Origin of the sequence: Flavobacterium foetidum (genome assembly GCF_004634245.1) — a bacterium.
GTDB classification, from domain to species: Bacteria; Bacteroidota; Bacteroidia; order Flavobacteriales; family Flavobacteriaceae; genus Flavobacterium; species Flavobacterium foetidum.
Window position 1 is genome coordinate 249,611 of sequence record NZ_SJTF01000002.1, and the last position, 13,645, is coordinate 263,255.

Here is a 13,645-nt window from a genome sequence, read left to right on the forward strand (position 1 = left end):
AAACATGAAAAATTTATCCGATTTATTCGAACAAAATATAAAGCAAAAACGAATAGTAATCACAGGCGGCACCACCGGAATAGGAAAAGCCATAGCCGATTTAATGATTTCGCTTGGCGGTAGAGTACTCATTTTTGGAAGGGACCATGAAGATTTTAATAATGCTGTAGCCGATATAAAATCAAACTTTCCAGATGCTGCAATCTACGGTACTCCTGCAGATATTACGCATAATGACGATGTTGAAAAAATATGGGAATTGGTCGACCAGAATCTTGGAGGTATTGACATTCTCATAAACAATGCCGCTCTGGCCGCCGACGGAATAACCGAATGTGACTGGAAAGAATGGAAATACATTGTAGACACTAATGTTTCCGGTTACATCACTTTTGCGCAACAAGCTGTTTTGAGAATGACCCCACAAAAATCTGGACACATCATCAACATTGGATCCATGAGTGCTGAAACAAACAGTCCAGAAAGTACTGTTTATGTAGCCACCAAAGCTGCGTTGAGAGGTTTTAGTACTGCGCTTCGCAGAGAAATCAATTCGAAAGGAATAAAAGTTTCACTTATAGAACCGGGAGCTGTCACAAGCGATATGCAGCCGGGAACTAAGGAAGAGCATCAGCAAAAAATAGAAAAACTAGAAATGCTCGAAGCAGAAGATATTGCCATGAGCGTGTTGTTCTGTCTTGCACAGCCCAAAAGATGTGACATCGTAACTATGCAAATACGTCCGCATCTACAGACTATTTAATCAAATCGAGGAATCAGGGCTTTTTGGTGAATCCTTTTCGGGTCATTTCGCCCCAGCCTTTGGTTCCTTTTATTTTTTCCTTGTATCCCAACAAAGCAGCATAAACAGTAAGCGGATGAAAATAAACAGGTTCGATAAAAGCTGCCAAAAGCAGTTTAAAAAAATCGGCCTGTTTTGGATATTTATGGTATGTACGCTCTTCGCTGAAAAGCGCAATAACAGAAAACATAACGGCAAAAGTATATACAAACAATACCAACAGCAAGAAAAAATGCCAATTCAATAGGCCAAAAATTATAAAGAAAACGGTAATTAAGAGACCAATAAACTCAATTCCCGGAGCCAAAAATTCAAACAATGTCCAATACGGCACACTCAACATTCCGAGAAGTTTGTATTTCGGGTTTAAGAACATTTTTTTATGAAAACTTAATGTTTCTATGGTTCCTCTCATCCAGCGGCTGCGTTGTTTTTTGAATATTTTAAAATCTTCGGGCGCCTCTGTCCAGCAAAGCGGATCCGGAATATAACAAACAGTATAAGGCAATGTGTTTTCGAGCATATAGCGACGCATTCTTACCACCAATTCCATATCCTCTCCAACAGTTTTAGTATCGTACCCCCCTGCAAGAAGTGCAATTTCCTTGTCAAATGCGCCAAATGCACCACTGATCAGCAAAAGTCCATCTAGTTTTCCCCAAGCCATACGGCCTAGAAGAAAAGCCCTTAGATATTCTAACACCTGAATCCGGGACAGCATCACGTCTGGAATATTTACCTCAACCAAACGTCCGTTTTTAATGACACACTGGTTGGCAATTCTCACCACACCTCCAGTTGCAATTATTCGTTTTCCTGAAGATTCTAAAAAAGGTTTCGCTAGTTTTAAAAGTGAGTCCTTATCTAAAATGCAATCGACATCTATACAAACCACATACGGATTGTTTGCAATATTAAGTCCCGCATTTAGAGCATCTGCCTTGCCGCCATTTTCTTTGTCGATAACGACAAGCTTTTTAAAAGCAGCATTTCGGGAAATATAAAGCCCTCTTATTTTTTTAGTTTCAATCTGTGGATGAAAATCGCGTTCTGCCAAAATAAGATCATAAGTCTTGATCAAAATTTCCATTGAATTGTCCTTGCTCCCGTCATTTACAACTATAACTTCGTAATTATTGTAATTTAATGAAAGAAGCGATTTTACGTTTTCTTCAATAGTAAAACTTTCGTTATAAGCAGGAGCAATAAGTGAAAGCTTTGGAGCAAATTCGCTTGTAAGAAGCACTTCGTAATCTACAAAACTGTTTTTCTTAAGGTAGCTGCGCAATGCTTTGGTCGACAAATAAGCCAATACTAAATAAGAAGACATAATGAGGATTGCATAACCCAAAACAAGGAGTATATACATATCCAGAAACCATTCTAAATCCTTAATTAAAAAATCCATTTGTATGCTTTTAAAGTGTCAGCGTCTGTAAAACGTTTTGTGCCTCGTATTTTATTAAATTATTATTTGTTCGTGCTGCTAGTTCGGCGACATAAGGAACTTTCTGAGTCAGTTTTAGTTCTTTGATAAGTTTTAATCCGAGTGCTACGACAGTGGTGTTTTGCGATTCTAATAAAAGCTCAACTCCCTTTGTGTCTCCAATATCATGTTTTTTGAAAGCACTGATGATATTTACCTGCGTCCAGTCGTCTATCGGATCAGCGTGTTCTGTAAGATGCACGATTCCGTTAGTTCCGGCAAGTTTTATGCAAGCATTTATTGCCGTAATCTTCAACGTCTTGTTTCGGGCTTTAGAAAAGGCAACAATAGTGTCAAAAGCGTCATACACATTAAGTTCTGCAAGTTCTGTAATTCCTTTGCACTTAATTTCCCATCTAAGGCTTTTTAGTTTTCTAAACGAATCTTTTATCAATCCTGAATCTTTGTAGAATTGTTCGAGTTTTAGTGCATAAATCCCTTCGTAGTTTTTATGAAGATTGATAAGGGTTTCTACAACATTTTCTCTGAAAAAAGAAGTGTCAAAAAGCACCATAAGATTTTTATCTTCCTTTAACGCTGCAAAAGAGACATCTTCAAAAATTACAGAAGACATCAATTTTTCGATTAAAATGCTGTATTCGTTTCGTAGTCGCTCTTTTTTGATATTTCTGTTGCGGCTTTCAATGATCAGTAGATACAGAAAAAGAGATGTTGCAACAAATAAGCAGATTGAAAAGATGAGAAACGGTACTTCCCATTGGCCGTTTTTATAAAATTCCCAAATCTTTTCCATGGCTAAAAACGTTTCGTAACAATTAACTGCACATTAAACCTGTTTCGATATTCTGCCGGAATATATTCTTCATACTCATAAAGAAAAATCGGGCGCACAAAAAAGGAATCTCCCAAGCGATGCTGATACTGAATACCTGCCCTATAGGCTTTAAGTGGTGCCGTAAAACCGTTGTAAAGATAGAGATAAGGAACATTTCCGTACTGAAGTTCGAGTCTGATTACGCTTTCCTTTTCCTCGTTTGTTTTCTGCAAGCTCAGAACGTGCGAAAACAATTCGTTTTCAGTATCGTAATATGGACGATATGCAATGCTGTACGCACCTGTATTATAAGCCAACTGTCCTGTTAGCAACGTGATGTCGCTGGCATCAAAATGCATGAAACGAGCACCTAGCGAGAAATCAATTTTTTTATACGGAGCAAAATAGTATTCTAAACCCGCTTTTGCGATTGGAAAAACGGTTTCTCCAGTCGAAATTCCGGCATTGGTGTACAAATAGCTTTTGTTTTTAAAAGTCTGATAGTAATCGGTTTCAAAAAGCATCTGGGTTTCGTTATTGACGTGACCGATATTTGCTCTTCCGACAATTGCAGCTTTTGAAAATTTATGAGAGTATTCGGCATATCCATAGTGAAAAGGAGCTTGTCCCGGATTGGAAGTAGAAACATTTAGATACGAAACAGAAACTGCATTTTTTGCTTTTTTTCCGATAAGTGTACGGATTCCTCTAAAAGCCTGTGTACTATTTTCAGTAACCGGCAAACCATCAATAATTTCTAAAGCTTCTTGGTCTCGATTGAGTTTCTCTAGACAATTTATTTTGATTTTCAAAACATCGGCATCATTAGGGTTTAATGCTAAATAGTGATTGCAGTATTGAATACAAGTTTCCCATTGCTCCGACCAGTAATAAATATTAATGACAGCCAACAGAGCATCTGGATTTGGATTGTTGCGGTCTGCCATTGGCTTTATGACTTTTAAAGCGGTCTGATAGTCTTTTTTCCAACTGTAAATTCGTCCCGTATACACCTGAATGTCTTCGTCTTGCGGAAATTTAGAGCGTAGTGGCTCAATCAGAGACAAAGCATTATCAAAGTTTCCCTTCTCGACCTCACTTTTTACTTTCTGCATAACAGCTTCTGGAGCAATTTCCTGGGCGAAGACAAAGATTGAAAAAAACAAGAATAGTATGGAGTGATACAGCTTTTTCATTACACACGCGTATTTAGCAATTTATTAATTCGTACCAAAAGAACCGCAGGACTAACGGGTTTGGCAATAAATTCGTTTGCGCCTATATCAAAAGAATCCAATTCGGTTTGTTCTACTCCAGAAGAAGTCAGTATAATAATCGGAACATTCGAATTAATGTTTTGTCTTACATATTGGGTAATTTCCATTCCGCTGATTCCAGGCATATTGATGTCTGTCAGGATAAGATCGTAATGGTTGGCTTCGATGGCATCCAATGCATCTTTTCCATCAGAAAACTGATCAACGGTAAATCCTTTGGATTCTAAGAAAAATGATAATGATTTGCGTAGGATATCATTATCTTCGGCTAAAATAATTTTCATTGGTTTAAATATTTGGGGCTTTAATCCGCTATATTATCTAAGTATTGTAAAGCTAGGTTATATTTATGTCTTATCATAGTTCCTTCAAAATTTTAACTGCATCTTCAATACCGCAATGCAGTAAATCGATTTTATCTTTGATTTCGCTTGTTAACCTTCCTAACGAAGCCTCTTCTTCTATTGTCGAAACGTAGCTGCTTAAATCTGTAAGCATAAAAATATCCAAACTAGACTTCATATTATGAGCGAGTCTCTTCACGGCATCTGCATCATCCTGATTAAATACGGTTTGAAGCTGCGTTACTTGTTCCGGAATTCTGTCGACAAAAATCTGAATCATTTCTTTTTTGAAATCTTCGTCACCGCATGACATTTCTTCCAAAAAAGACAAATCAAGACGTCTGCCAGATTTAGGCTCATTCTCTTTATTCATAGCCGTTTTTATTGCCTTCAAAAGAGTGGCTTGTTTAAAGGGCTTTGGCACATAAGCGTCCATACCAACACTAAAGCAGCGTTCCTGCTCACCCACAAGAGAGTGTGCGGTCATGGCTACAATCGGAATATTCATCTTCATTTCGTTTCGGATATATTCTGTAGTCTGATATCCGTCTTTAATTGGCATCTGCAAATCCATCAATACAAGATCATACTTGTTTTCAGTCAAAAGTTCAATTCCTTCTTCACCGTTGTTTGCAATATCCAATTCAAAACCAAAATTATTGATTACGCTTTTGGCAAGTTTTTGGTTTAAGATATTATCCTCGCAAAGCAATATTTTTAGTTCTCCAAGATTATTTGAAGAAGATGTTTTTGCCGCAATTTGGCTGCTATCTGCTTTTTTATAAGTCAGTGTAAAGAAAAACTCAGAACCTCTTCCCTGCTGGCTCTTGACATGGATTTCAGCATTATGCAGATCAATTAGCTGTTTTACTATATTCAACCCTAAACCTGTGCCTCCAAATCTGCGGGTTGTAGACTCTTCTGCTTGTGTAAATCGGTCAAAAATGGTTTTCAGTTTGTTTTTCTCAATTCCGATACCGGAATCTTTTACCGAAAAACGGAGCGAGTAATCCTCATCTGTTTCATCCGTTTTTTTGACAGAAACAGTCACTTCTCCTTCTGTCGTAAACTTTAGCGCATTCCCTACCAGATTTACCAAGATCTGATTTAATCTTCCTTGATCTCCCATAACCATATCTGGCATATCGGCATCGAGGTAAAGGTTGAACTCTACATCATTTAACACTTTTACCTTTAAGAGATTGTAAACGTGCTTAAGGGTTTTTCGTAAATTAAAGGGTTCTGAATCTATAGTCAGATTGCCTGATTCGATTTTAGAAAGATCAAGGATATCATTAATAATCAAAAGAAGATTTTCACCAGCAATTTGGACATTATCAATATATTCGCTCTGAATTTCATCTAAATGGGTCTGAGCCAAAAGATCTGTAAAACCGATTATAGCATTTAAAGGCGTTCTGATTTCGTGACTCATATTGGCTAAAAAGCGATCTTTTGCCAGTACTGCACGTTCTGCTATTTTTTTCTGAGCGTCTAGTTCGATATTTTTTGTTCCCAATTCGAGCTGTGCCATCACGTGTTTTGCCACAATCGACAAAGCATTTCTTTGATTTTCATCTAGCTTTTTAGCAACATGGTCTACTGCGCAAATGGTTCCGATATTGTAGCCGTCGGGAGTAGTAAGAGGTACCCCTGCGTAAAACCTTACGTTAAAGCCGCCGGTTACATTGGGATCGTCTTTAAAACGTTCATTTAAAAAGGTATCGTTTATCTCGACCATTGCAGATTCTAAAATAGTATATCGGCAGAAAGTAATTTCGCGAGGCACTTCAGAAATGCCAATACCAATTTCAGATTTAAACCATTGTCTATTTTCGTCAATAAACGAAATATGAGCAATCGGCACACCGCAGATATACGAAACAAGCTTTGTGGCATCATCAAACGCAGTATCCGGCAAAGTGTCAAGAATATTATAACGCCTTAAGGCGGCCAAACGTTCTACTTCATTTTCTGGTATAGGAAATTTATCATTCATTTGTCAGCGGGTAGTGTCTGCAAAGGTAAGCTAATTTGAGCTAAAACACTACACTACTTATGTTTTCGGCATTGGCAATTGATCAAACAAAAAATAAATTTATAATTCTTCATCTGCAAAAAGTTCAATTTTTGCTACAATTACAGCAAGCATGTCTTCTAAAGTAACTTTTTTGTCCCTCCATTCTTTTTGTAATAAGCCGTTGGTTATTCGCAAAACAAATTCTCCTGAATTGATATAATGCGAGGCATCCTCGTCAATTTTCGGCGGAATCCTTTTCATAGCCTCACGAAGCGTTATAGTGACAGCCTGATTATTGATAATTACTAAGCCCGAACCACTTTCACCCAATTCAAAGTGATGTCCTCTGTAAACCAACAGTTTTATCAAGGCATCCATAAAACACAGCGCTCGAACTAATTTTGCATTCGAAACATTCAAAAAAAGAACTCCCTCAGAACGGGCAAAAACTTCTGTTGAGATTTCTTTATCTGTCCAAAAAAGCTTCGTTCTTGCGATTATCTGTTCTGGATTTTTTAAGGAACGTGAAACTTTTAAAGGTGCTTTTGCATCGTTTCTAATCTCTTTGACCAGATCTAGCAGTGGTGTTGATTTTGAAGTTTTTCGAAGCTGTAATTCATAACCCTTTTTTACAATTTCGACATGACTGTTTCCAAAATAGATTGGAGAAAGCTCAGGTTTTGGAGCTTTCAGATAGGGCGATTTTGTCCAATAAGTGCTTCCCGGAAGCGGTACCTCCATTTTCAGGCAAGCCTCTTTTATTCGCACTCTAGGAATATTGTATTGTCTGACGATATGATTCATCGGTAATTTCCAAACCAAATCGTACAATTCTAAACGGCTGAATCGAACTTTCTCCATATTTCAATGGCTTAAAAGCATAAAAAAAGCAAATACTCCGTTGTTAAAACGAAGTATCTGCTTGTGAATTAATTTAATTTACCCCTCCGCCCAAAGCCCGGTAGAGCTCAGTTGCGGCATTTAATTTTTCTAATTTGATGCTGATTAATTCCAAATCATTCTGCAACGCGCTGTTTTGTGCCGCAATTACTTCCAGATAAGTAGCCATGGCACTTTTGTACAGCAGCGAGGCATCTGTAGTTGCTTTTTCTAATGCAACTGCTTTTTCAGAAGCTTTCTCAATGCGCTCGTCGGCATATTTTAGTTTTGCAAGCGCATTAGAAACCTCTCCAACAGCAGTAATAAAAGTCTGTTTGAACTGAATTACCGATTTTTCTTGTTCCAAGGCCGCAATTTCGTAAGCCGTTCGAAGTGCTTTTTTTCTAAAAATCGGCTGCGCAAGATTAACTGCCAACGTTTTAGTGATTGATCCTGGAAAATTGAACCAGTTATCAAACTCAAATGAATTGGCTCCTATGGAAGGATTTATGCTCAAAGTCGGATACATATTCGCTTTTGCTAATCCGGTTTTGGCTGTAGCCGACATCACTGCAAATTCGCTTGCCTTAACATCGGGTCTACGGCTTAAGAGCAAAGCAGGAACTCCTGTAGCTATACTGGCATCAATTGCGGTGGCATCAAGATTTCCTGCACGACTTATACTGTTCGGATATTCACCGCATAAAATCTGCAACGCATTTTCCTGAACCGCAATATTTGCTTTTGCCATCGGAACCAAGAGTTCTGCCGTTTTTTTCTGTGCTTCGGTCTGATTTACAGCCAAAGAACTAATGCTTCCTGATTTATACTGAAGCTGCATCATCTCTAATGTACTGGTGCTTAATTCTATATTTTTCTCGGCAATTTTCAACTGTTCGTCTAATCCTAGAAGGTTATAGTAGGCCTGAGCCACCTGTACAATGATTTGGGTTTTTAGAGCCGAAAGATTTTCTCTTTGAGCAAAATAAGCCGCTTTGGCATCACGTTTCTGCAATGCCGCTTTTCCCCAGATATCTGCTTCCCAAGAAAGTCTAAATACCGCATTATAATCATCCATATAATTTTTGCTCGTAAACTGCGAACTTAAAGAGCCGTTCAACGAGTTTTTAGACATATAATTTCGGCTTGCACCAGCTTCAAAATCAAGAGTTGGCAATAGAGATAATTTTGCTTGCTTGTAACTCAAATCCAGCTGTTCCATACTTTTCATTGCGATAAGCACCTCGTTATTTTTAACGAGGGCTTTCGCTATCAAGTCAACCAGCAAAGGATCCTTATAATAATTTTTCCACGGAAGAAGCACAGTATCTCCCGTAACCGAAGTTGCTGCATTATACTGCTCCGGCGTCTTTAAATCGGTTCTCGCATATTTCTTTCCGACCACGCATGATGTGAGCAGCAATGCAATGCCTAGAGAACTTATTATTTTATATCGTATTTTCATTTATTCGTTCTTAACTGTTTGAATTATTTTTTTGCTTGAAACTTTTTCCTGCAGATACTGAAAGACGATGAACAGAAGCGGAATCACAAAAACTCCCAACACTACTCCACTCAGCATTCCGATTGCGGCACTAATACTGATTGATCTGTTTCCTACAGCAGTTCCTCCAGCGGCAAACATCAGCGGAATCATACCTACAATAAAAGCCAGCGAAGTCATGATAATAGGTCGCAACCTAGATTTTGCACCTTCAATAGCCGCTTCGGTAATCGAGAGTCCGGCCATTCTTCGCTGCAAAGCAAATTCTACAATCAAAATCGCGTTTTTGGCTAGAAGTCCAACCAACATAATCAAACCAATCTGAACATAAATATTGTTGTCTAGACCAACGGCTTTTATTCCTGCAAAAGCTCCTAAAATTCCGGTCGGGATAGAAAGCAATACCGCAAGTGGCAATAAATAACTTTCGTATTGTCCTGCTAATAAAAAGAATACAAAAAGCAAACAAAGTCCGAAAATGGCAACAGTTTGGTTTCCTCCTGCTTTTTCTTCCAAACTTAAGCCTGTCCATTCATAACTGTAATCAGATGGAAGTTTATCCAGCACTGTTTCAAGATTTCCCATAATTTGTCCGTTACTGAATCCTGGCAATGCCACCGCAGTAATATTTACCGAATTGTAGAGATTATAACGGTTTACAGATTCTGGACCGTAAACCTTTCGCAGTTTTACCATCGATTTTACAGGAACCATTTCGTTATTATCGTTTCTCACAAAAATCTCATTAAAAGCTTCTTGATCGGTTCTGAAAATTCCACCCGCTTTTACGTTCACTCGGTAAAACTTACCAAATCTTGAAAAATCGGCAGATTGATCTCCTGCAAAATAAATCTGGATATTTCCTAGAAGTTCCCGCACATTTACACCCATTTGACGGGCTTTGTCTTCGTCAACTTCCAATTCCAGCTGCGGATAATCGGCTCTGAAGGTAGTATAAGCATACTGCACACCAGGTTGCTGCATAATTTGTCCGATTACCTTATCTGCCATTGCTTTTAAGACTGCCGGATCACGAGCCGTTCTATCTTGCAATACAATTTCTGCACCGCTTGTCACACCAAAACCTTCAACTGGAGGCATACGAAGCGCCATGACAGAACCTTCCTTAATTGTCGACAATTTGCCGCTCACCTGATTTAAAACCTCATCAATATCTTTTACCTCTCCTCTTTCCTTTTTAGGTTTTAATTTAACAAATCCAAGTCCGTAAGCCGAACTCGCACTATTACTCAAAATATTAAATCCGGTAATACTGGTGTGGTTATCAATTGCCGGAACAGTTGCCAATTCTTTTTCGATTTTAGTCACCACTTCTGTTGTACGGTCAAGCGCTGTTCCAGGAGGCATAGACAAACTGTACAAGATAAAACCGTCATCTTCTAGAGGAACAAAACTTTTAGGAGTCGAATTCATCATAAAAACGGCCAAAGCTGTGATTACAGTTACAAATCCAGCTGCAATCCATTTTCTGTTGATTAAAAACTGAACCCCTTTGATATATCGATTAGTCAGATTATTAAAGCTGCTGTTGAAACCTGTAAAAAAGCGGTCTTTAAAACTTGTTTTGTGATGACTCTCTCCGTGTTTGTTATGGTCATTTTTCAGCAACAACGCGCACAAAGCCGGAGTCAGCGTAAGCGCATTTACTGCCGAAATGATAATTGCAATGGCCAATGTATAGGCAAATTGTTTATAGAAAATTCCCGAAGAGCCCGTCATAAATCCGATCGGAATAAATACCGCCGACATCACCAGCGTAATCGAAATAACAGCGCCCGTAATTTCAGACATTGCGCTATGAGTGGCTTCTTTTGCTGTAATTTCGGCGTCTTCTTCCATTTTACTGTGAACGGCTTCGACCACCACAATAGCATCATCTACCACAATTCCGATTGCAAGCACCAAGGCAAAAAGCGTCAGGATGTTTATGGTAAAACCTAAAACCAACAAAAAAAAGAATGTTCCTACAATGGCAACCGGTACCGCAATAGCCGGAATAATCGTTGAGCGTATGTCTTGAAGGAAAATAAAAACCACAATAAAAACCAGCACAAAAGCTTCAAACAAAGTAGATTTTACTTGTCCTGTAGCCTCATCGAGCCTTTCTTTGGTACTCATTACGTTAACATATTTGATTCCCGGAGGAAAAGACTTCGATAAACGGTCAATTTCTTTATTGATTCCAATTTCAATATCGTTGGCGTTGGAACCAGAAGTTTGCAAAATTGCCATTGTAACGGCATTTTTGCCATTCGATTTGTTGTCGCCGCTGTACGAGATAGAACCAAATTCGACTTTTGCAATATCTTTGAGTCTTAAAAGACTTCCGCCGTTATTTTTAACCACAATATCTTCATATTGTTCTGGTTTATTTTTCTTTCCCTTGTAACGAATAACATATTCTAATGCAGCCTTGGACTCTTCTCCCAGTTTTCCAGGAGCCGATTCCAAACTCTGATCTGCAATAGCCTGAGTCACATCTGAAGGAACAAGTCCTGCATTTGCCATTTTTCTTGGATCGAGCCATACGCGCATCGAATAATCTTTCTGCCCAAAAATCTGAACTTGTCCCACACCTGGAACACGTTTCATTTGCGGCACTAGATTAATGTTGGCATAATTTTGCAGAAACAGCTCGTCGTATTTAGCGTTATCGTCTGTATAAAGGTTGAAGATAACAATCATACTGTTTTGCTGCTTCGAAGTCGTTAGTCCCATTCTGATTACTTCCTGAGGCAGTTTTGGCGTTGCTTGCTGTACTCTGTTCTGAACGTTTACCGCAGCTTGATCTGGATCTACACCCTGCTTAAAGATTACGCTTATCGAAAAACTTCCGTCGTTACTGGCCGTCGACTTAATATATTGCATGTTCTCAACCCCATTAATCTGCTCTTCTAATGGTGTTACCACAGAACGAATTACCGTTTCGCTGTTTCCTCCCGGATACGTTCCGCTTACCATAACGGTTGGAGGCGAAATGTCGGGAAATCTTGTCACCGACAATCTCGTGAGACCTATAATACCCAGTATCACCAGTACAATAGAAATTACTGTTGCCAGTACAGGTCTGTCGATTATTTTTTTTAACATGGAAATGTTATTTAAATTTAAAAATCAATTATTTTTTGATGCTGTTTTTTGGGGCATTCTTTGGAATCACTTCCATGTTGTCATTTAAGGCATCAATAGAATTCAGAGCGACTTTGTCTCCGCTTTTTACGCCGCTTTTTACGAAATAATTATTTCCAGCGCTTCCTGCTATTTCTATCGGAACCATCGCTACTTTGCTGCTGTCTTTTAATACAAAAACAAAGAATTTATCCTGAATATCCTTGACGCTCGCCATTGGAACCGAAACAACCGAAGACAAACTGTTTTGGAGCACGATTCTTGCCGAACCGCCTGATCGCAATAGTTTTTTAGGATTTGGAAAAACGGCTTTCATAGTAATCGATCCTGTAGTACGGTCAACATTGCCGCTGGCGGTTTCTAAAGTTCCCTTATTTTCGTAAACCGAATCGTCTGCCATAATAAGGCTGACCGATTTTTTTGAGTTTGGGTCTTTCATAAAAGAAAGATAATCGGCTTCACTCATCGAAAAATAAACAAATACCGTATTGATTTCGGATAAAACTGTCAAAGGCACAGTGTCTGCTGGCGTAACCAAATTACCGATACGATTCGGAATCCTGCTGATGTAGCCGCTTACCGGAGCCTTGATCAAAGAAAAAGCCGCATTTATCTGAGAAGAACCTAAAGCCGCTTTTGCCTGTGCGGCCTGCGCAGTTGCTGCGTCAAGATTAGCTTGGGCAGTTTTAAGCTGCATTTCGGTATATACTTTTCCTTCTACAAGCGGTTTTATTTTTTCTACTTCGAGTTTTGCATTCGCTACAGCGGCTAAAGCACTTTTATACGAAGCTCGACTGCTGTTTACCTGTTCTGCAAACACATCTCCCTTAATTTTAAAAAGCGATTGTCCTTTGGTTACATAATCGCCTTCTTTTACGTAAATAGCTTCTAGATAACCAGAAACCTGTGCTTTAATGTCGACATTTACGCTTCCTTCAATAAGTCCGGGATATTTTTTATCTACTTCTCCGGTTAAGGATTCAGCCTGAAAAAAGTCGACTTCGGGTTTTGGAACAGCAAATTCGCCGCCATTTTCGCCTCCTTTACCACAAGAATAAAGGCTGGCAAAAAGTAATAAAACTGCCAACTTTTTTAGTGGCATATAATTCAGAAAAAATTGTTTTGTCATTTTTATATCATTTAACGAGTATAGAATTCAATGACAAAGAAACGTTTCAAAACAGCCTTAATTCTGGAGAATTTTACTCAAACGTCGTTTTTTAATACTGAAACGATTAATGGATAATCTGAGAAATCAAGCTATGAAGTGGGTGGGAAAACAATGATTTAAAATGCAAAAAAACAATCTCAGACTAAGCGAAAATCAAAGAATTAAGCTGTGATTTGCAATCAAAAAAAAACTGAGAGGTGAAAAACAATTGTATTTAGCTTTTAAACTTCATTTAAG

General features: G+C 38.5%; 10 protein-coding genes. 1 reads left to right on the plus strand and 9 read right to left on the minus strand.

Annotated features, from left to right (window positions below; genetic code table 11):
* Positions 1–4 precede the first annotated feature (4 nt).
* A complete protein-coding gene (locus tag E0W73_RS03415; protein WP_135220694.1) occupies positions 5–763 on the plus strand; it encodes an SDR family oxidoreductase in 759 nt (252 codons plus the stop codon).
* Between the two features lie 13 nt (positions 764–776).
* Here E0W73_RS03415 and E0W73_RS03420 read toward each other — a convergent pair whose 3' ends face one another.
* The 9 genes from E0W73_RS03420 to E0W73_RS03460 all read right to left on the minus strand — a co-directional run bounded on the left by E0W73_RS03420 (position 777) and on the right by E0W73_RS03460 (position 13,366).
* The gene (locus E0W73_RS03420; RefSeq protein WP_135220695.1) at positions 777–2,210 is read right to left on the minus strand and encodes a glycosyltransferase family 2 protein; all 1,434 of its coding nucleotides are present in this window, start codon (positions 2,208–2,210) and stop codon (positions 777–779) included.
* A 10-nt stretch (positions 2,211–2,220) separates the two neighbouring features.
* A complete protein-coding gene (locus E0W73_RS03425; protein WP_135220696.1) occupies positions 2,221–3,042 on the minus strand; it encodes a hypothetical protein in 822 nt (273 codons plus the stop codon).
* Between the two features lie 2 nt (positions 3,043–3,044).
* Entirely contained in the window at positions 3,045–4,259 is a 1,215-nt protein-coding gene (locus E0W73_RS03430) for a YaiO family outer membrane beta-barrel protein (RefSeq protein ID WP_135220697.1), read from the minus strand.
* Positions 4,259–4,624 carry a response regulator transcription factor gene (locus tag E0W73_RS03435; RefSeq protein ID WP_135220698.1) on the minus strand — a complete coding sequence of 122 codons (366 nt, stop codon included), beginning with the start codon at positions 4,622–4,624 and terminating at the stop codon, positions 4,259–4,261. Before E0W73_RS03435 ends, E0W73_RS03430 begins: the two co-directional genes overlap by 1 nt.
* Positions 4,625–4,697: 73 nt before the next feature.
* Complete coding sequence (locus E0W73_RS03440) at positions 4,698–6,683, minus strand: GAF domain-containing hybrid sensor histidine kinase/response regulator (protein WP_135220699.1); 1,986 nt, start codon at positions 6,681–6,683, stop codon at positions 4,698–4,700.
* A gap of 99 nt (positions 6,684–6,782) precedes the next feature.
* Positions 6,783–7,565 (minus strand): hypothetical protein, encoded by a 783-nt coding sequence (locus tag E0W73_RS03445; protein ID WP_135220700.1) that lies wholly within the window; start codon positions 7,563–7,565, stop codon positions 6,783–6,785.
* Positions 7,566–7,638: 73 nt separating this feature from the next.
* Positions 7,639–9,048: a TolC family protein gene (locus tag E0W73_RS03450; protein WP_135220701.1), complete on the minus strand. Its 1,410-nt coding sequence runs from the start codon at positions 9,046–9,048 to the stop codon at positions 7,639–7,641.
* On the minus strand, positions 9,049–12,198 hold the full coding sequence (locus tag E0W73_RS03455) for an efflux RND transporter permease subunit (RefSeq protein ID WP_135220702.1): 3,150 nt from the start codon (positions 12,196–12,198) through the stop codon (positions 9,049–9,051).
* A 28-nt stretch (positions 12,199–12,226) separates the two neighbouring features.
* Positions 12,227–13,366, minus strand: a complete 1,140-nt coding sequence (locus tag E0W73_RS03460; protein ID WP_135220703.1) for an efflux RND transporter periplasmic adaptor subunit — start codon at positions 13,364–13,366, stop codon at positions 12,227–12,229.
* Between the last annotated feature and the right edge of the window lie 279 nt (positions 13,367–13,645).

Bases quoted from the DNA above. Each gene is read 5' to 3' on its own strand.
- E0W73_RS03425 (WP_135220696.1), bottom strand. From the start codon at position 3,042: ATGGAAAAGATTTGGGAATTTTATAAAAACGGCCAATGGGAAGTACCG.
- E0W73_RS03445 (WP_135220700.1), bottom strand. From the start codon at position 7,565: ATGGAGAAAGTTCGATTCAGCCGTTTAGAATTGTACGATTTGGTTTGG.
- E0W73_RS03455 (WP_135220702.1), bottom strand. From the start codon at position 12,198: ATGTTAAAAAAAATAATCGACAGACCTGTACTGGCAACAGTAATTTCT.
- E0W73_RS03420 (WP_135220695.1), bottom strand. From the start codon at position 2,210: ATGGATTTTTTAATTAAGGATTTAGAATGGTTTCTGGATATGTATATA.
- E0W73_RS03435 (WP_135220698.1), bottom strand. From the start codon at position 4,624: ATGAAAATTATTTTAGCCGAAGATAATGATATCCTACGCAAATCATTA.
- E0W73_RS03440 (WP_135220699.1), bottom strand. From the start codon at position 6,683: ATGAATGATAAATTTCCTATACCAGAAAATGAAGTAGAACGTTTGGCC.
- E0W73_RS03450 (WP_135220701.1), bottom strand. From the start codon at position 9,048: ATGAAAATACGATATAAAATAATAAGTTCTCTAGGCATTGCATTGCTG.
- E0W73_RS03460 (WP_135220703.1), bottom strand. From the start codon at position 13,366: ATGACAAAACAATTTTTTCTGAATTATATGCCACTAAAAAAGTTGGCA.
- E0W73_RS03430 (WP_135220697.1), bottom strand. From the start codon at position 4,259: ATGAAAAAGCTGTATCACTCCATACTATTCTTGTTTTTTTCAATCTTT.
- E0W73_RS03415 (WP_135220694.1), top strand. From the start codon at position 5: ATGAAAAATTTATCCGATTTATTCGAACAAAATATAAAGCAAAAACGA.